This is a genomic window from Kribbella sp. NPDC050820 (assembly GCF_040653975.1).
Lineage (GTDB): Bacteria > Actinomycetota > Actinomycetes > Propionibacteriales > Kribbellaceae > Kribbella.
In genome coordinates, this window is the sequence record NZ_JBFAHB010000042.1 from 62,385 (window position 1) to 79,959 (window position 17,575).

15 protein-coding genes and 1 pseudogene are annotated in these 17,575 nt (G+C 69.3%); 10 read left to right on the top strand and 6 right to left on the bottom strand.

The window, feature by feature from the left end; genetic code table 11:
• Nucleotides 1-51: 51 nt before the first annotated feature.
• Both AB0H36_RS29805 and AB0H36_RS29810 read left to right on the top strand, forming a co-directional pair.
• Nucleotides 52-1,812 (top strand): HSP90 family protein, encoded by a 1,761-nt coding sequence (locus AB0H36_RS29805; RefSeq protein WP_360530726.1) that lies wholly within the window; start codon nt 52-54, stop codon nt 1,810-1,812.
• A complete protein-coding gene (locus tag AB0H36_RS29810; RefSeq protein WP_360530729.1) occupies nt 1,809-4,469 on the top strand; it encodes a hypothetical protein in 2,661 nt (886 codons plus the stop codon). Before AB0H36_RS29805 ends, AB0H36_RS29810 begins: the two co-directional genes overlap by 4 nt.
• Before the next feature lie 16 nt (nt 4,470-4,485).
• Here AB0H36_RS29810 and map read toward each other — a convergent pair whose 3' ends face one another.
• Nucleotides 4,486-5,253 (bottom strand): type I methionyl aminopeptidase, encoded by a 768-nt coding sequence (map, locus tag AB0H36_RS29815; protein ID WP_360530732.1) that lies wholly within the window; start codon nt 5,251-5,253, stop codon nt 4,486-4,488.
• 72 nt (nt 5,254-5,325) lie between these two features.
• Here map and AB0H36_RS29820 point away from each other — a divergent pair, with 72 nt between their 5' ends.
• The 4 genes and pseudogenes from AB0H36_RS29820 to AB0H36_RS29835 all read left to right on the top strand — a co-directional run bounded on the left by AB0H36_RS29820 (nt 5,326) and on the right by AB0H36_RS29835 (nt 7,637).
• Entirely contained in the window at nt 5,326-5,604 is a 279-nt protein-coding gene (locus tag AB0H36_RS29820) for a helix-turn-helix transcriptional regulator (protein ID WP_360530735.1), read from the top strand.
• A 134-nt stretch (nt 5,605-5,738) separates the two neighbouring features.
• Entirely contained in the window at nt 5,739-6,263 is a 525-nt protein-coding gene (locus tag AB0H36_RS29825; RefSeq protein ID WP_360530768.1) for a CapA family protein, read from the top strand.
• A pseudogene (locus AB0H36_RS29830) lies at nt 6,226-6,867 on the top strand (CapA family protein); the annotation flags it as partial. The gene AB0H36_RS29825 and the pseudogene AB0H36_RS29830, both read left to right, overlap by 38 nt.
• A gap of 227 nt (nt 6,868-7,094) precedes the next feature.
• Entirely contained in the window at nt 7,095-7,637 is a 543-nt protein-coding gene (locus AB0H36_RS29835; protein ID WP_360530738.1) for an rRNA adenine N(6)-methyltransferase family protein, read from the top strand.
• A 57-nt stretch (nt 7,638-7,694) separates the two neighbouring features.
• Here the strand turns inward: AB0H36_RS29835 and AB0H36_RS29840 are convergent, their stop codons facing one another.
• Together AB0H36_RS29840 and AB0H36_RS29845 are read right to left on the bottom strand one after the other, a co-directional pair.
• Complete coding sequence (locus tag AB0H36_RS29840; RefSeq protein WP_360530741.1) at nt 7,695-9,431, bottom strand: ABC transporter ATP-binding protein; 1,737 nt, start codon at nt 9,429-9,431, stop codon at nt 7,695-7,697.
• Nucleotides 9,428-11,149, bottom strand: coding sequence for an ABC transporter ATP-binding protein (locus tag AB0H36_RS29845; protein ID WP_360530744.1), 1,722 nt, complete (start codon nt 11,147-11,149; stop codon nt 9,428-9,430). Before AB0H36_RS29845 ends, AB0H36_RS29840 begins: the two co-directional genes overlap by 4 nt.
• A 166-nt stretch (nt 11,150-11,315) precedes the next feature.
• Here AB0H36_RS29845 and AB0H36_RS29850 point away from each other — a divergent pair, with 166 nt between their 5' ends.
• The gene (locus AB0H36_RS29850) at nt 11,316-12,281 is read left to right on the top strand and encodes a glycerophosphodiester phosphodiesterase family protein (protein WP_360530747.1); all 966 of its coding nucleotides are present in this window, start codon (nt 11,316-11,318) and stop codon (nt 12,279-12,281) included.
• Here the strand turns inward: AB0H36_RS29850 and AB0H36_RS29855 are convergent.
• Both AB0H36_RS29855 and AB0H36_RS29860 read right to left on the bottom strand, forming a co-directional pair.
• Complete coding sequence (locus AB0H36_RS29855) at nt 12,278-13,546, bottom strand: M48 family metallopeptidase (RefSeq protein ID WP_360530750.1); 1,269 nt, start codon at nt 13,544-13,546, stop codon at nt 12,278-12,280. The two genes, AB0H36_RS29850 and AB0H36_RS29855, sit on opposite strands and share 4 nt — an antisense overlap.
• A 71-nt stretch (nt 13,547-13,617) precedes the next feature.
• Entirely contained in the window at nt 13,618-13,962 is a 345-nt protein-coding gene (locus AB0H36_RS29860) for a PspC domain-containing protein (RefSeq protein WP_360530753.1), read from the bottom strand.
• 284 nt (nt 13,963-14,246) lie between these two features.
• Here AB0H36_RS29860 and AB0H36_RS29865 point away from each other — a divergent pair, with 284 nt between their 5' ends.
• Complete coding sequence (locus AB0H36_RS29865; protein WP_360530756.1) at nt 14,247-14,567, top strand: PASTA domain-containing protein; 321 nt, start codon at nt 14,247-14,249, stop codon at nt 14,565-14,567.
• Nucleotides 14,568-14,609: 42 nt separating this feature from the next.
• The gene (locus AB0H36_RS29870; protein WP_360530759.1) at nt 14,610-14,951 is read left to right on the top strand and encodes an MmcQ/YjbR family DNA-binding protein; all 342 of its coding nucleotides are present in this window, start codon (nt 14,610-14,612) and stop codon (nt 14,949-14,951) included.
• Here the strand turns inward: AB0H36_RS29870 and AB0H36_RS29875 are convergent.
• Nucleotides 14,926-15,510 carry a DsbA family protein gene (locus AB0H36_RS29875; RefSeq protein ID WP_360530762.1) on the bottom strand — a complete coding sequence of 195 codons (585 nt, stop codon included), beginning with the start codon at nt 15,508-15,510 and terminating at the stop codon, nt 14,926-14,928. The genes AB0H36_RS29870 and AB0H36_RS29875 overlap by 26 nt on opposite strands.
• Nucleotides 15,511-15,808: 298 nt before the next feature.
• Between AB0H36_RS29875 and AB0H36_RS29880 the strand changes: the two genes are divergently transcribed.
• Nucleotides 15,809-17,485 (top strand): ABC transporter substrate-binding protein, encoded by a 1,677-nt coding sequence (locus AB0H36_RS29880; RefSeq protein ID WP_360530765.1) that lies wholly within the window; start codon nt 15,809-15,811, stop codon nt 17,483-17,485.
• Nucleotides 17,486-17,575: the final 90 nt, after the last annotated feature.

A 17,575-nucleotide genomic window follows, 5' to 3' on the forward strand; every position in this document is an offset into this window, starting at 1 on the left:
GAACAGTCGCCGACTTCCGGGTGGGCCCCCGGAATGCCGTAGGTTGCCCGGGTGAGTGAGAACTTCCAGGTCGATCTGCAGGGGATCGTCGACCTGCTCAGCAACCACCTGTACAGCAGCCCGCGGGTGTACCTGCGGGAGTTGCTGCAGAACGCGGTCGACGCGATCACCGCCCGGCAGGCCACGGATCCAGAGGCGCCGAAGCGGATCGAGGTACGGACGGCGGACGACGTACTGACCATCAGCGACACCGGGATCGGGCTGCGGCCGGACGAGGTCCGGGAGCTGCTGGCGACGATCGGCCGGAGCTCGAAGCGCGACGAGATCGGGTTCGCGCGGACCGAGTTCCTCGGCCAGTTCGGCATCGGCCTGCTGTCCGCGTTCATGGTCGCCGACGAGATCGAGGTCGTCACCCAGCCGGCCGGCGGCCCGGCGACCCGCTGGGTCGGTACGGCGGACGGCCGCTACACGATCGCGGACACTGCGGACCGCGCCGAGGTCGGTACGACGGTCACGCTGAAGGCCCGGCGTGGTGCCGAGCAGTGGTACAAGCAGGCCACGGTGGTCGAGCTGATCCGGCTGTTCGGCGCGCTGCTGCCGATCGAGCTCCGCGTGGACGGCGAGCAGGTCACCGACGGCAAGGCGCCCTGGGAGGGCGGCGGCGTGGCGGACCTGGTCGGCTACGCCCAGGACAAGCTCGGGTTCACGCCGTTCGACGTGATCCACCTGAACAACCCGGCCGCCGGGCTGACCGGTGTCGCGTTCGTGCTGCCGTTCGCGGCCAACCCGGCCGAGCGCGCGACGCACCGCGTCTACCTCAAGCGGATGCTCCTCGCGGAGAACGTCGAGGGGCTGCTGCCGGACTGGGCGTTCTTCGTGCGCGCAGTCATCGACACCTCCGAGCTGCGACCCACTGCGAGCCGGGAGGCGCTGTTCGACGACGGCAACCTCGAGGCGACTCGGGAAGCGCTCGGAGCGCAGCTGCGTGGCTGGCTGGTCCGGCTGGGCAGCACGGATCCGGGCAAGCTCGACAAGTTCCTGGGTATCCACCAGCTCGGTGTGAAGGCGCTTGCACTGCACGACGACGAGATGCTCCGGCTGGTCCACCGCTGGCTGCGCTTCGAGACGAACCATGGCCGCATGACGACTGCAGAGCTCCAGGAACGCACCGGCGAGATCCGGTACGTCGCCACCATCGAGGAGTTCCGCCAGCTGGCCGCTGTGGCCGCTGCACAGCAGATCACGGTGGTGAACGGCGGCTATACCTACGACAGCGAGCTGCTGGAGCGGCTGCCGAAGGTAGTGCCCGACCTTGTCACCACCAGGTTCGACCCGACCGAGCTGAGCACCAGCTTCGACAGTCTGGACCCGGACACCGAGCTGCAGCTCCGCCCGTTCGTCCAGCTGGCGCAGGACGCGCTGGACCCGGTCGGTTGCGAGGTAGTGGTCCGTGCGTTCGAGCCGGCCAGCCTGCCTGCGCTCTACCTCGTCGACCGGTCCGCACAGTTCGCCAGAGAGCTCCGGAGTACCAAGGACCGTGCCGACGCGCTGTGGTCGGAGGTGCTCGGCGCACTCGACACGCACGACGACAGTCGCCCGCAGCTGGTGCTGAACCACCGCAGTCCCTTGGTACGGCGGATGGCGTCGCTGAACGACCGTGAGCTCGCGCAGCTCGCAGTGGAAGGCCTGTACGGGCACGCGTTGATGCTCGGCTACCACCCGATCAGCCCGGCCGACTCCGCGCTGGTGAACCGCTCGTTCCTCGGCCTGCTCGACCAGGCCGTCCCCACGCAGGAGGACCCGACCCGATGAACCAGGATCTGATCGACCGCCTGCAGCGTGCCGAGAGCACGCCGTACGGGAAGGCGCGGTCCGCTCTGCTGGAGGACGTCGTACGGCGCGCTGACGCCGACGGCGCGGACGACTTGGCGTTCTACAGTCGGCTGTCGCTGGTGACGGCGTACGTGATGGGTGGGGAGCCGCGGAAGTCGCTGGTGCCGTTTGCACGGTGCGTGGCGGACTGGGACGCGGACCCGGGCAAGTACCAGGACTACTCGCATCTGTTCCACTGGTGCTTCAAGTACGCGCCCAGCACGCTCACCAAGTTCCCAGAGGTGCCGCTGGACCGCGCGTACGCCGTACTGGACGACATGGAGCGGCGTTGGCAGCTCAGTGGTCACAGCATGCACGCCGTACACCAGCACCGGTGGCTGGTTGCCCACCACATCGGTGACACGGAGGCAGCGGCCGAGCAGTTCCGCCTGTGGTCGACTGCGCCGCGCGACGACCTGTCGGACTGCGTCGGCTGCGACCCCACGTCGAAGGTGCACCACCTGACGAGAGTCGGGCGTACGGCGGACGCCGTAGCGCTGGCCGTGAACGTGCTGGACGGGCAACTGACCTGCGCTGAGCAGCCGCAGCAGATGCTGACCGCGTTGCTGCCTGCGTACCTTGCCGAAGGCATGTACACCGAGGCGGTCGACGCGCACCGGAAGGGCTATCGGCTCCTGCGCGGCCGTGTCGGTGAGCTGAGTGAGCACGCGGATCACGTGGAGTTCCTGGCTCGCACTGGCAATGAGCTGAAGGCGGTGGAGCTGATCGAGCGGCACCTTCCGGAGTTCGATGACCCGCCGTCGCCGTCCGCGGAGATGACGTTTGCTGCAGCGGCTGCGCATGCGCTCGGGCGAGTGGGCGGGCTGATGATCCGGCTGCCGAAGGCCGACCCTGTGCCCGCCGCGGAGCTGAGTGAGATGTTGGCTGGGCGGGCGCTGGAGCTGGCTGCGCAGTTCGACGCGCGGAACGGGACGACGCACCGCAGTTCGTTGATCCAGGGGGTGCTGACGGCCGAGCCGTGGGTGGAGTACCTGCCGCTGTCGGAGACTGCTCGGCGGGCGCGGGTGGTCAAGGCGGCGGCTCAGCAGGCACCGGCTGAGCAGGTCGACAGCCCGCAGCCCACGCCGTCTGGCCGTGGCTGGCTCGACCGGGCCGAGGAGGCCTGGCAGAAGGCTCAGCCGGAGGAGGCGGAGGCCGCGTGGCGTGCCTTCGAGCAGGAGGTTCCGGACAGCGAGTGGACCCCCGTGGACCGGGCGCGGGTGCTGGACGGGCGCGGACTGGTTGCGCGCGATCAGGCAGAGGTCGCACTGGAGGCCTGGCGTGAGGCGCTGGGGTTGTACGCCGAGGCGGGCGAGGAGGTCCGCGTACTGCGCGACCGCGGCCGCATCGGCCGGCTGCTGTGTGAGTCCGGGCAACTCGACGAGGGCCTGGCGACTGGTGAGGAGCCGATCCGCTGGCTGGTGGCCAACGACGAGCCACAGCGGCGCGGGCACTGGCAGTACTCGCTGGCGACCATGTACGCGCAGGCCGGGCGGCTGGAGGACGCCGTACGGGAGCTGGCTGAGCTTCGCGTGCGTACTGACATCGAGGAGGACCTGCGGGCGGGTGGAGCGATCCTGGAGTGCAACCTGCTCGCGAACCTAGGTCGCTTCGAGGAGGCGGAGGCGGCTGCGACGGTTGGCCTTGGTACGCCGTCCGACCTGGCGCGGTCGTTTGCGTACAAGCAGCGTGGGCGGCTTCGGCTCGAGCTGGAGCGTCCGGGCGAGGCAGTCGAGGACCTGGTCGAGGCGGTGGCGCTGGCGGCGGGGACGCCTGAGCTGGACGTGCATGTCGCGCTGACGCAGCTGGAGCTGGCTCGTGCGTACTTGCTGACTGGGCGTGCGTTGGAGGCGGCTGAGACCGCAGAGGAGGCGCTGCCGGGGCTGGGGAGCAGTCCGGAGCTTGCTGATCCGCTGGCGGATGCACGCGGGATGCTGATCGATGCGTATAAGGCGCTGGGTGAGCTGGAGGCTGCGCTGACGAAGGTCGGCGAGTTGCTGACGGCGGCGCCTGCTGAGGCGCACCCGGCGTGGCTGGGAATGGTGCGGCAGGACGAGGGGATGTTGCTGAGCCAGCTCGACCGTGACGAGGAGGCGGTCGATGCTCTGGTCGCGGCTGCTGCGTACTACGAGGCCGGTGAGCAGCCGGTGGAGCAGGTGCAGGCCATCCGGCTGGCGGCGCAGTCGGCTCGCTACGCGGGCAACTTCACGCAGGCGGTGGAGTTGGTCGAGCGTGCTCGCCCGTTGCTGGAGGCGCTGCCGTCGGCTGACCAGCGGGTGCTGTTCCAGACTGCCGGTATTCATTGGGATCTGGCTGTGATCGCGTTGCAGCAAGGCGAGACGGAGACCGCCGTACAGCAGGCCACGCAGGCCGCCGAGCACTACGAGCAAGGTGGCTTCGAGGACCAGCACACCAACGCCCGCCTCCTGATCGCCGAGCACGGGACGACGGACGCCAAGCTCGCGGAGGACATCTTCACCACCCTCCCCACCGGCCACGACCTCTGGTACCGAGCCGGCTACCTCCTCCTCGACCGCCTCCGCACCGAAGGCCGCACCCAAGAAGCTGACACCCTGGAGGCCCGCCTCAACGAGTAGTTCCAGGGGAGGGGAACTACACGACGGTGAGGACTTGGGGGCCTTCTTCGGTGATGGCTACGGTGTGTTCGGCGTGGGCTCCTCGGGTTTGGTCGGAGGAGCGGAGGGTCCAGCCGTCTTCGTCGATGACGTAGGTGGTGGTGGAGCCGGTCCAGAACCACGGTTCGATGGCGAAGACGTGGCCGGGGCGCAGTTTGAGGCCGCGGCCGGGGCGGCTGTTGTTGGGGACGTGCGGGTCCTCGTGCATACGGCGCCCGATGCCGTGGCCGCCGAAGTCCAGGTTGGTGCCGACGCCGGCCGCCTTGCCGATCCGGCCGATCGCGGCGCCGATGTCGCCGAGGCGGTTGCCCGGGGCGGCGGCGGCGATCCCGGCCGCCAGCGCCTGCTCGGTGGTCGCGATCAACTCCAGGTCCTCGGCTCGCGGCGTACCGACGCAGAAGCTGATCGCCGAGTCCGCGCACCAGCCGTCGACCGAGGCCCCGCAGTCCACGTTCAGCAGGTCACCGTCCTGCAGCACGAGGTCTCCGGGCAGTCCGTGCAGTACGGCGTCGTTCACCGACGTGCAGATCACGCCGCTGAACGGCGTCGTCGCGAACGTCGGCTGGTAGCCCTCGAACAGCGACACCGCACCCCCCGACCGCAGCACCTCCCGCGCGACCGCGTCGAGCTCGCGCAGCGACATCCCGACCGCGGCCTCCTTCTTCACCGCGGCCAGCGCGCTCGCGACCACCCGCCCGGCGGCCCGCATCCGCTCGATCTCCGCCGGAGTCTTCAACTCGACCATGCCCGCTCCTCGACCTCGGCCTCTCGGCCACTGCACTTCCCGGATAACTATACCGGTACTATTATCACGGTCATGGTGCGACCACCTCTGTCCAGCTGGGACCGCGAGCGCGGCCGGCAGCTCGGCGCCCTGCTGCGCGAGGCGCGCGGCGAGCGCAGCATGGTCGACGTCGCGGCGGCCTGCGGCGTCTCCGTCGACACGCTCCGCAAGATCGAGACCGGCCGGATCCCGACCCCGGCGCTGTTCACGGTCGCCGCGGTTGCCGCGACCCTCGACCTGTCCCTGGACACCCTGGTCGCGGCCTGCGCGGACCAACCGGAGACCCAGGGCGACTCCAACCTGATCGCCTGACCCTAGTGTCCTGAGTCGGAGGTTCGACTCAGGACACTCGAACCAAACCGCCGCCCCCGGCGTCTCCCAAGCAACTGGGGAACGAAGCTTGGGGGCTTGCAATGGCGGTACGACGTCGTGCTGTGCTGGGGGCGATGCTCGCCGGAGCGGGAGCGTTCGCGACCACCGGCTGTATCGCTGACACCGCCGCCGACACCGGCGGTGGGACTGCGCCGGCACCCAAGCAGAAAGCCAAGGAAAACAAGGCGAATCAGCCCGACCGGATCACCCTGGTCGCGACCGGCGACGTACTGCTGCACGAACGCCTCTGGACCTCCGCCAAGCGCGACGGCCGCAACGGCGAGTGGGACTTCGCCCCGATCATGAGCAGCATCAAACCGATCGTCCAGGACGCCGACCTCGCGATCGCCCACCTGGAGACCCCGCTGGCCCCGCTGGGCGGCCCGTACCGCGGCTACCCGCTCTTCCAGGGCCCGCCGCAGATCGCCGCAGCCCTCAAGCAGACCGGGTACGACGTCTGCACGACAGCCAGCAACCACAGCTTCGACAGCGGCGCGGTCGGCGTCGACCCGCACCCTCGAGACGCTCGAGCGAGCCGGCCTCCGGCACGCAGGGACGGCGCGAACCCCGGACGAGGCCGAAACCCCAACGATCATTGACGTTCGTGGCGTCAAGCTCGCCGTCCTCAGCTACACCTTCGGCTTCAACGGCCTGCCCTACCCCGACGGCGAGACCTGGCGGGCCGGCAAGATCGACGTGCCGAGGATCAAGGCGATGGCCAAGAAGGCCCGCGACCGCGGCGCCGAGATCGTGGTCGTCAGCTGCCACTGGGGCACCGAGTACTCGAGCAAGCTCAACGACCAGCAGCGCGAGGTCGCCCCGCAACTGCTTGCCGACAGCAACATCGACCTGCTGCTCGGGCACCACGCCCACGTCGTCCAGCCGATGGAGAACATCGACGGTAAGTGGGCCGTGTACGGTCTCGGCAACCTGATCGCCGCGCACCGCGAGCCCAGCACTCCCAAGGCCGAGGGTCTCCTGGTCCGGTTCACCTTCCAACGCGACGGCGACCGCTGGTTCACGTCCGGAGCCGAGTTCGCCCCGCTGCTGATGACGGACGCGTTGCCGGTGCGGGTTCTCGACGTACGGCGGGAGCTCGCCAAGCCGGGGCTGGCCGCGGCCCGCCGTACCCGGTTGGAGCGGGCGGAGCGCCGTACGACGGCGACCGTCAAGTCGCTCGGCGCAACGCCGAAAGCCCTGTGAAAGCAGGATGGTCGCCAAGACCGCGACGACCCCCGAGTACTGCGAAGTCCGCGGAGTGATCGAGCCGGCGATCCAGTCCAGCTCAAACCCCCGACGCAGACCTACTTCTGGATCGGCGAGTTCCTGCACCACGTCCCTGGCCCGGTCGCGCGGTGAAAATGCGTTGAACCCGGGCAGTCCGGCTGTCTATGGTCTGGCCATGATTACGTACTTCGTGATGGTCCGTCGTGCCCGCCTCCGGGCAGGCGAGGGGTGCCTGGGGATGGCATCCGCTCGATAGTCGTTGGGCCCAACGCGTCGTCGACGCCGCCGGGGTCAGACCCGGTGAGCTCGTCCTCGACGTCGGAGCCGGACTCGGCGCGCTGACCGCGCCGCTGCTCCGGGCCGGAGCCCAGGTGATCGCCGTCGAGCTCCACCCTGGCCGTGCCGATCGGTTGCGCCGGCGGTTCGCCGACGCGTCCGTGACAGTGGTCCGCGCCGATGCCGCCGACCTGCGGTTGCCGGCCCGGCCGTTCCGGGTGGTGTCGAGTCCGCCGTACAACGTCTCCACCGCACTGCTGAAGCGCTTGCTTGCGCCGGGTTCTCGCCTGGTGTCGGCCGATCTGGTGCTGCAGCGGGCGGTGGCGAACCGGTGGTCGCGCGGTGACGCGCCCGGTGCGAGCCGGTGGCTCCGCCACTACGACCCGTCGATCGGTCTCCGCCTTCCCCGCAAGGCCTTCACCCCGTCGCCGCATGTCGATTCAGCAGTCCTGGTGCTGCGCAAACGGTAGAGAGAGCAGAACCCCCGCCGGTCAGAGGTGACCGCCGGGGGTTCTTGCTGTCAGCAACTATCCGTGCCAGGAGTTCCACAGGGCGGCGTACGAGCCCTGGCGCGCCACCAGTTCGTCGTGGCTGCCCAGCTCCGAGATGCGACCGTCCTCGACCACGGCGACCCGGTCCGCGTCGTGCGCCGTGTAGAGCCGGTGCGCGATCGCGATCACTGTCCGGCCTTCCAGTACGGCGGCCAGCGAACGCTCCATGTGTCGCGCCGCCCGCGGGTCGATGAGTGACGTCGCCTCGTCCAGCACCAGCGTGTGCGGATCCGCCAGCACCAGTCGCGCCAGCGCCAGTTGCTGAGCCTGGGCAGGCGACAACGCCAACTGCCCGGACCCGACGCGCGTGTCCAGACCCTCCGGCAACGCCTCGGCCCACTCGCGCGCATCCACCGCGCCGAGCGCGTCCAGCAACTCCTGGTCGGAGGCGCTGGGCCGAGCCATCGACAGGTTGTCCCGCAAGGTGCCGACGAACACGTGGTGCTCCTGGGTCACCAGCGCGACCTGCTTGCGCAGCTCGTCCAGCGGCAGCTCGGTCATCCCGACCCCGCCGACCGTCACCGAACCGGTCCGCGGCGGATGGATCCCAGCGACCAGTCGGCCGAGTGTCGACTTCCCGGCGCCGGACGGACCGACCATCGCGATCCGCTCACCCGGCTCGATGGTCAGGTCCACGCCATGCAGCACGTCGCGACCCTCGACGTACGAGAACCGCACGTCCTTCGCCTCCACCAGCTCACCGGCCGGCGATCGCCCGGACGGCGTCCGATCGTCCTGTACGTCGCTGATGCCCAGCAACCGCGCGAACGCGGCACCACCGGACTGCAGCTCGTCCAGCCAGGAGAGCAACCGGTCGACCGGGTCGATCAGCTGGTTGACATACAGCACCGCGGCCGTGACCGCGCCCAGCGAGACGTGACCGTTGATGTGCAGCCAGCCGCCGAACACCAGCGTCCCCACCACCGGCACGAGATACCCGATCTCGGCCACCGGGAAGTAGATCGTTCGCAGGAAAAGCGTGTACCGCTCGGCAAGGTAGGAGCCGCGGATGTCGGCATCGGTCCGCCGGACGCGTTCGTCGTACCGCCGGAGCGCCTCGACCGTGCGGGCGCCCTCGACCGTCTCGGCGAGCGAGCTGGTCATCTGCGCGTACGCCGCGTTCTCCCGCAGGTAGCCGTCCTTGGCCCTGCGCAGGTACCACCAAGTGCCCAGCCAGAGGGCCGGCACCATCGCGAGCAGCGGCAGCAGCACCCAGACGCCGACGAGCAGCGTCGCGCCGACCGTGAACAGCACGGTGACGAACGCGATGATCGTCTCCGGTACGGCGAACCGCACCGTCCGCGACAGCGTGTCGACATCCCGCGAGGTGCGGGACAGCAGGTCGCCGGTGCCGGCCCGCTCGACCGTGCCGATCGGCAGCGCGAGCGCGTTGTCGACGAACTCCTCCCGCAACTCGGCCAGCACCTGCTCGCCGAGCGCGAAGGACTTGAACCGGGCCCACCGGGTCAGCAGCGACTGCGCCACGATGAACACCGCGATCACCAGGATCACCTGGTTCACCTTGGCGACGGTCGTGCCCGACTGGACGTCCTCGACCAGGCCGCCGATCAGCCGCGGCGCAGCCAGGCCGGTGACCGCGGCCAGGCCGTGCAGCAGCAACGCCACCAGCAGCGTGCGCGGGTGCCGACGGGCCAGCCGGCGGGCATGCCGGCGGATCTCGGCGGGACCCGCGACCGGAAGGATCTGCCTCATGTGAGCGCCTCCTCCTCTTCGGTCTGACGGGTCACGGTCCGGCGGTACTGCGGGTCGGTCTCGAGCAGCGTGCGGTGCTTGCCAGTGGCAACCACTCGGCCGGCGGCGACGAAGATCACCTCGTCGACCCGGTCCAGCAGCAGCGGGCTGGCGGTCAGTACGACGGTGGTGCGCCCGGCCCGGTGGTCGCGTAGCCGGTCCGCGATCCGCGCCTCGGTGTGCGCGTCGACTGCAGACGTCGGCTCGACCAGCACCAGCACGGACGGGTCGGTCAGCAGCGCACGCACCAGCACGAGCCGCTGGCGCTGCCCGCCGGAGAACGACCGGCCCTTCTCCTCCACCTCGGAGTCGAGCCCGTCGGTCAGCGCGACGAGCACGTCCTCGGCAGACGCCGTACGCATCGCTGCCAGCACTTCTTCGTCGGTACGGCGGTTGTCCGGGTCGAGTTCCTCGCGCAACGTCCCGGTGAACAGTTGGGAACCGGTGTCGCTGACCAGGATCCGTTGCCGGATGTCCGCACGAGTCGCGCTCGCCAGGGTCACTCCGCCGTACCGCACCTCGCTGGTGTCTTCGTACCGGCCCAGGCGGTCGGCCAGGGCGTTGTAGGTGTCAGGCTCAGCCGAGACGATCGCGGTGAGCAGACCGTCGCGCGCTCGGATCCCGGAGACCGGGTCGACCAGGTCGCCGCCGTCCGGAAGCCGCACGGGCTGGGCCGGCTCGGTGATGTCGGGCTGTAGCGCCAGCACCCGGATCACCCGGCGCGCAGCCACCAGACCGCGCATGAGCTGGTTGGCGAACTCGGTGGCCGTGCGCAGCGGCAGCACGAGGAACGTCGCGTAGCCGTAGAAGGCGACGAGTGAGCCCGCGCTGAGCGTGCCGCTCAAGGCGAAGTGCGCTCCGATGCCGACCACGAGGACGACGAACACACCAGGCAGCAGCACCTGGGCGGCGTCGAGCACGGACTGGATCTTGGCGACCCGCACACCGGCCTGCCGGACCTGCTGGGACTCACCGCGGTACCGCCGGGAGAAGGAGTCCTCGCCGCCGATGCCGCGCAGCACGCGCAGACCGCCCACGATGTCCGAACCCAGCGAGTTCAGCTCGCCGACTGCCTCGCGTTGCGCGGACTGGCGCCGGTGCAGCGGCCGCAGCATCGGGCCCAGGCAGAACAGCATCACCGGCACGCCGATCAGCACCACCAGGCCGAGCGTGGTCGAGGTGGAGAGCAGGATCGCGGCGACCACCACGAAGGCCACGATCGCGCCGGCGAACCGGGCCGAGATCTCCATCAGGTTGCCGATGTAGGCGAGGTCGCCGGCGCCGATGCTGACCACCTCGCCGGTGGCCAGGTTCTTCGGCAGGGTCGCGCCGAGGTCGGCCGACTTCCGGGTCACCACCTGCACCGTGCGGTAGGCGGCGGTCAGCCAGTTCGTCACCGCGAACCGGTGCCGCATGATGCCGGCCAGCGCCTGCACCACGCCGACCGCGAACAGCGCCGCGGTCCACTGCAGCAGCCGGTCGCCGTCGCGCGCGGCGATGCCCTCGTCGATCGCCTTGCCGAGGATCGCCGGGATGAACGCCTGTGCACCCATCCACAGAATGCCGAACGTCATCCCGCCCGCGAGCGTGCGCGACTGACCGCGCGCGACCCAGAGCAGGTAACGGGCCGGCGAGCGGTGGACGGGGACGCCGGGATCGGCGAGTGGCAGCTGTCTCATGGCCCTCTCAGGCTAGGTCTGGCCACCGACACTCCGCATGCGAATTACTCGCACCTGGGACCGTCACGATCGGTGCCGACCCGGTCTCCCCGCGCATCAAAAGACCTTCACCTTGCGTTGGGCAACGGGTTCCCGGGCCGCCATGTCGGCCGCCTGTCCTGGAACCATGCTGGTGATCGCGCATCGGGGAGCGAGTGGGTACCGCCCGGAACACACGCCGGCGGCGTACCGCCTGGCTGCGGACCAAGGAGCCGACTACCTGGAACCGGACCTGGTCGCCACCCTCGACGGCGTCCTGGTCTGCCGGCACGAGAACGAGATCTCCGGTACGACGGACGTCGCCGACCACCCGGTGTTCGCCGACCGCAAGATCACCAAGATCGTCGAGGGCACCGCGGTGACCGGCTGGTTCGTCGAGGACTTCACCTACGAGGAACTGCGGCAGCTCCGGACCCGGGAGCGGATGCCCGCCCTGCGCGCCGGCAATACGGCGTACGACGGGCTGGAGGCGATCCCCACCTTCGACGAGGTGGTGGCCCTGGCCCGGCAGGAGTCGCTCCGGCTCGGGCGGCCGATCGGCGTACTGCCGGAGATCAAGTACCCGGCGTACTTCCGGCGGCTCGGGCTACCGCTGGAGGAGCTGCTCACCGAGCGGATCCTGACACTGGGGCTGCGCAACGACGAGATCATGGTGCAGTCGTTCGAGCCGACCAGCCTGCGCCGGCTGTCTGTGATGACGCGGGTTCCGCTGGTTCAGCTGGTGGACGCGGAGAGTGCGCCGAACGACTTCCTGCGGACCGGCGACGGCCGCACCTTCGCGGACCTGATCGAACCGGGCGGCCTGCGCGAGGTCTCGACGTACGCACAGGTGCTGGCGCCGCACAAGGACCTGGTCATCCCACGCCGCCCGGATGGCTCGCTCGGGGAGCCGACCCGCCTGGTCGACCAGGCCCACCGTCTCGGCCTGTCCGTCCAGGTGTGGACGTTCCGGGCCGAGCGCCGTTTCCTTCCCACCGGCGCAGACTTCCGCACCGAGCTCGCAAGCTTCACCCGCTTGGGCATCCAAGGCATCTTCGCCGACCACCCTGACCTGGCAGTCGCTGAAGTGCGTCGATCTGCGCTGCGGGTCTAGAGCGCGCTGCGAAACTCAGCCAGGACCGCCTGCGCAGGTGGTGCCAGCTCCCTGTCGACGTTCCTGCTCTCGTCGAGCCCGAGCACGACCTTCGCGTGGGTGGCCGGCCTGGCCCGGATGAGTCTGGTCCGCAGGTACGTCGGCGGATGCATGGCGTCGGTGCGCGTCTCACGGCTCCGGCTGGCTCTGACCCGCCGCTCGATCTCGCGCTTCGGCACCTCGTTCACAGCTCGCCGGACGGCCTCGAGCGGGTCGATCTCGCTGCCGAACCGCAGTACCCGCTCCATCGCCCGGAACGCTGTGTCGCTCAGCAGCAACCGCTCGAGCGCATGTGCGGTCGCCTCCGACCCTGCGACCTCAGCTGCCCTCCGGTCCGCCAGATACTCGGCCCGCTGGCTGCCGCGGAAGTAGGCGCGGTCCAGCAACCAGCCGTACCCACGCACCAACCCGCCGACCGTGGCGTTGACCAGGCGGGTGATGAGTCCGACGTAGGTGGCATCTGCGTTGATCTGGTAGCTCAGGTCCTGGCGGTACCTGTCCAGCGGCTGCTCGGAGAAGGTCAGCCGCAGCTCATGCAGGATCGACTCCGCCGCACCGATCACCCACCCGTGGTGGGCATCGCCGTTCCGGCCGTGTCCCAGTTCGTGCGCGAGGACGGCGAGGCGCTCCTGTGGGCTCAGGCTGGTCCAGAGTGGCAGGCCGATGCCGATCACCGGGCGGAAGCGCCAGCCGACTCGGCCGAACCACATGTTGGGTTCGGCGTCGACGACCACGGCTGCGATCTTCTGGGCGCCGATAGCGTCGGCTATGCGGTCCAGGACGCCGTACAGGGTCGGGGCTTGGTCGCGTAGGAGCAGCTGGGCGTCGGGCGGCAGCTTGTCGGCGCGCGGGCGGAAGAGGTGCGCTACGGCGAACGCGAGTAAGGCCAGGGGACCACTGAGCCACAGCGGCCGGTAGAAGATGAGCAGAGCGAAGCCGCTCGCGAGTGCCACAAGCGGCAGTACCAGTACAAGCGCCGATAGCAAGTAGGCGGCGACGCGGGCCGCGTCCCAGCCAGGGCGGTGGATGCCGCCGGTCTCCAGCTCGCGATAGAGCGCGTCGGCGAGCCTGTGCTCGAGCCGAAGGCGCCAGGCCGGCGTCGGGTCTGTCTGCGGGGCCGGGTCGACGTTCCAGTCACACTGGTCGCACCAGGTGACGTAGTGCTGTTCGACCCTGATCTGGTGCCCACAGTCGGGGCAGTTCGTCACATCCTCGGTGCTCTGCACGCGAGAAGTGTGGCAGGCCGGGCAGCAGGGTGACGGTCGCGTGCGACGGGGTCACCCTGCTGCTGCGTCGGTCATGCCGCCGGGGGCTTGTTGTTGGTCGGGTTGGTGTCGTCGTAGATGCGGGAGGCGATGTCGGCCTCGGGGGTCTGCTGCGGCTGGTTCACCGACTGCTGGACGTTCTGCCAGACGGCCTTGCCGTCGGACTCCGGGATCACGACCCAGGCGATCACGTAGCCGATCAGGGCAGTGCCGCCTGTGAGCAGAGTCAGGGCGACGATGCCGAGGCGGACCAGGGTCACGTCGATGTTCAGGTACTCCGCGATGCCGCCGGAGACACCCGTGAGCATCCGCTGGTCGCGGGAGCGCCGGAGAACCTTGCCGGACAGGTTGGAGAACGGTGCGTTGGAGTTCGTCATGTCTCAACTCTCCCGCCTGAACACCCCTCACCACATCCGGATCGGTACCGACCCACCCCTGACCCGACCCCGGGGCCCCCGATCGACACCCCCCACGACTTTCGTCGGCCCGAGCCACCCAGCACTCTTGTCTGTATGCGCAACGGGCTGCGGGACGACGACCTGGCGGGACCGCCGCTGGATGCCGGCCGTGCGGGCGTGACCCGCCGTCGCCGGCCCCGCACGACGCTGGCGTCGGCCGCGGCCGCGATGAGCGCCAGCGGACGGGCTGCCGGGAGGACGGCATGTGCTCGGGTGCGGTCGGCATCCCTTCCCTGCAGGTGTGGTTCCACGCCGAGTCGACCACGAGTGCGGACGAGGTGGACCGGATCCTGACCCGGATCGAGATCGTGCGGAATCAGGTCGGAGTGCCCAGCTATCAGTCGCAGGTCACGCGGCCGACCGGCGTGGCGTATGCGAAGGCGCTCGAGCAACTGGGCCTGAAGACCCGGTTCCTGACCAGGACGTCGCAGAACTACCGGGCGGGCGAGATCTTCGCGGTTTCGCCGCGGCCGGGGACGGTGCTGGCGCCCGGGGCGACGGTCACCGTGACGGTGGTCAGGTAGTGGTCAAGTAGAAGTGTCGGTGGGCCGATCTACGGTTGGGGGATGGACGTCGACGTACTGGCGAAGGTCGTGCTGGGGTTGCCGGGGGTGGAGGAGTTCGAGGGCTGGGCGGGGCAGCCGGTGTTCAAGGTGCGGAACAAGAGCTTCGCCTACATGTCGGCGGACGAGACCAGGCTGCTGCTCAAGTCGCTGCGCGAGGAGCAGGAGGCCCTGGTGGCCGAGAACCCGGAGGTCTTCGCGCCGTCCTGGGCCTCCGGACGGTTCGCCTGGCTCGACGTCGACATCGAGGCGGCCGACGACGAGGAGCTGCGCGAGTTGGTCACCGAGGCGTGGCGCCTGACCGCTCCGAAGTACCTGATCACCCAGTTGGACGCAGCACAGTAGTCAGGTCCCGGAACCACACCCGCGGCCGCAGCCCGCTGACGGACTGGCCGAGCACGTTCCAGGTGGGCGTCCTCTCCACGCCGTACCTCTTCGCCGCCCGTTCGGACTTGTACAGAGCCTCGTACGCCGTCCCGTCGGCCAACGCGGCCCGCAGTGGCACCGGGTCGCCGCCGGCCGCCTCGGCCAGGATGGTGAGGAGGGCGACGGACTCGATGTCCTGCCGCTGGGCGAAGTGCGCCGCGAACACCGACTCCGCGAACCGCTGGGCGACCTTGGGCCTGGCGCGCTTCAGCCACTCGAAAGCGGCCAGCGCGGGCCGCGTGTGCGGCATCCGGGACGACCAGCGCAACGGCAGCCCGGCGGACTCGGCTTCCCGGGCCAGGAACTCGTACGTCGGCCCGACCCGCGGGCCGGCCGGCTTCCCACCGGGCGGGATCCCGGGGTGACTGCGGAACGCGTGCTCCACCACCTCGATCCCGCGGTCGCGCAGGATCCGGTTCCGGTCCTGGGCGATGTAGCAGTACGGACAGGCGAAGTCGAACCAGTGCTCGACGACCATCAGGAAACTCCTCGAATGTTCAACTACCTGCCTCGGGTACAACACGCCCGAGGACTGGTGCGCGGGTGCATCGTCGCGGCGGTGCGACGTACTGCCAGTACCGCGCAGTAGGTTGATTGAATCTTAATCTTGCGATTCAAGAAGGGTGACCAGTGACCGGACGCCACAGGCTCTCGCGTCAGCGCGCCTGCGGGCGGACACTGGGCTGTGGGGGGTCACAACTTGGCTGATGCACGCCATCCGGCGCCCCCGGTTGCACGCAGGGGGGATGAGGATGGTTTGCGCTGAGCGAGTGCGGATGGCGATCGTCAGCATGGCCCTGGGTGGGTCGCTGGTCGCATGTGAGGGCGACGATTCAACTGACTCCGTTGATGCCTCCCAGGCCGCCGGTGGCGCGAAGGGCGGCACGGTGACGGCCTACTCCGTCAACGACGTGGAGCACCTGGACCCAGGGCGGAACTTCAGCGTCGACTCCAACATGATCGGCAAGCTGATCACGCGCACGCTGATCGACTACCGCTACGACCCCAAGACCAAGAAGGTCGTCGCCGAGAAGGACCTCGCCGAGAGCTACGAGTCGTCACCCGACCTGAAGACGTGGACCTTCAGGCTCAAGGACGGGATCAAGTACGAGGACGGCACCCCGGTCAGGGCGGCGGATGTGAAGTACGGCGTCGAGCGCTCGTTCTCCGCCGACATGTCGGAGGGAGCGCCGTACGGTCGCGAGTACCTGGACTGCCCGGGCTACGAGGGCCCGTACGTCGCCGGCAACAACGGCGGCAAGGGCTGCACCGCGATGGAGGTGCCGGACGACAAGACGATCGTCTTCAAGCTGAACCGGCCGGTCGCCACGTTCGTCGGCACGGCGAGCATGAGGATCTTCTCGCCGGTGCCGCAGGCCAAGGACACGAAGACCAAGTACGACACCCACCCGGTCTCGACCGGTCCGTACAAGATCGAGTCATACGCCCGTAAGCGGCAGTTGGTGCTGGTCCGCAACGACCAGTGGGACCAGAAGACGGACCCGCTGCGCACCGCGCTCCCGGACAAGTTCATCTTCACGTTCGGTGGCGACGAGGCGACCGTCGACCAGCGACTGATCGCGGACGGCGCCGCCGACCGGAGCTCGGTGAGCCTGTCCGGTGTGCAGCCAGGGAACATCGCCAAGACGAACCAGGCGAGCGTCAAGGACCGCGTGGTCGACGGCGCCGACATCTGCCGCCGGTACATCGCGTTCAACCAGCAGAAGCCGCTGCTGAAGAACCAGAAGCTGCGCGAGGCGCTGTACTACGGCCTGGACCGCACCAGCTACCGCGACGGATTTGGCGGCGAGCGGCTCGCTGCGGTGGTCGACTCGATCATTCCGCCGGAGATGGACGGCTACCGGCCGGAGGAGCATTTCAAGGCACCGCCGGAGGGTGACCCGGCGAAGGCCAGGCAGCTGCTGGCCGACTCCGGTTACCAGGGCGAGAAGCTCGTGTTCGGCACCGGCGACGCGGACGTGGCCGTCAAGGCGGCCGAGGCCGCTCAGGCGTCCTGGAAGGCTGTCGGGATCAACGTCGACATCCGCCGGATCCCGGGTGACAACTACTTCTCGACCCAGCAGCAGGACTCCGCGGCGACCGACCTGATCACCGCCGGCTGGTGCTACGACTGGCCGTCCCTGGCCACCATCGTGCCGCCGGTGCTCGGCCCGGACAGCACTGCTCAGGGCAAGGCGGCGCAAAACAACTACGGTCGCAGCACCGCAGGGTGGGAGCAGATGGCTGCGCTCGCGAAGGAGTCAGACCAGCAAAAGCTGGAGTCCGGCCTGTCCGACCTGTACGTCGAGATCATGAAGACCGCGCCGCTGGTGCCGACCATTCAGGACCTCAACGTGTACGTGGTGGGCTCGAACATCTCCAACGCGGTGGCCGATCCGAACGCCGGCGGGTTCCTCGACCTGACCCAGATCGGGCTCAAGAAGGCCGGCTAGGAGGGCGCTGAATTATCGGCGCGTTCTGCCGCGGGTGTGATCGCTGGGCTGGGACTATCTCTTGGTGCAGGGTGTGGAGCGGGATGACCG

Bases quoted from the DNA above. Each gene is read 5' to 3' on its own strand.
- AB0H36_RS29810 (WP_360530729.1), top strand. From the start codon at position 1,809: ATGAACCAGGATCTGATCGACCGCCTGCAGCGTGCCGAGAGCACGCCG.
- map (WP_360530732.1), bottom strand. From the start codon at position 5,253: ATGGTCGAGTTGAAGACTCCGGCGGAGATCGAGCGGATGCGGGCCGCC.
- AB0H36_RS29820 (WP_360530735.1), top strand. From the start codon at position 5,326: ATGGTGCGACCACCTCTGTCCAGCTGGGACCGCGAGCGCGGCCGGCAG.
- AB0H36_RS29825 (WP_360530768.1), top strand. From the start codon at position 5,739: ATGCTCGCCGGAGCGGGAGCGTTCGCGACCACCGGCTGTATCGCTGAC.
- AB0H36_RS29840 (WP_360530741.1), bottom strand. From the start codon at position 9,431: ATGAGGCAGATCCTTCCGGTCGCGGGTCCCGCCGAGATCCGCCGGCAT.
- AB0H36_RS29845 (WP_360530744.1), bottom strand. From the start codon at position 11,149: ATGAGACAGCTGCCACTCGCCGATCCCGGCGTCCCCGTCCACCGCTCG.
- AB0H36_RS29850 (WP_360530747.1), top strand. From the start codon at position 11,316: ATGCTGGTGATCGCGCATCGGGGAGCGAGTGGGTACCGCCCGGAACAC.
- AB0H36_RS29860 (WP_360530753.1), bottom strand. From the start codon at position 13,962: ATGACGAACTCCAACGCACCGTTCTCCAACCTGTCCGGCAAGGTTCTC.
- AB0H36_RS29865 (WP_360530756.1), top strand. From the start codon at position 14,247: ATGTGCTCGGGTGCGGTCGGCATCCCTTCCCTGCAGGTGTGGTTCCAC.
- AB0H36_RS29870 (WP_360530759.1), top strand. From the start codon at position 14,610: ATGGACGTCGACGTACTGGCGAAGGTCGTGCTGGGGTTGCCGGGGGTG.
- AB0H36_RS29875 (WP_360530762.1), bottom strand. From the start codon at position 15,510: ATGGTCGTCGAGCACTGGTTCGACTTCGCCTGTCCGTACTGCTACATC.
- AB0H36_RS29880 (WP_360530765.1), top strand. From the start codon at position 15,809: ATGGCGATCGTCAGCATGGCCCTGGGTGGGTCGCTGGTCGCATGTGAG.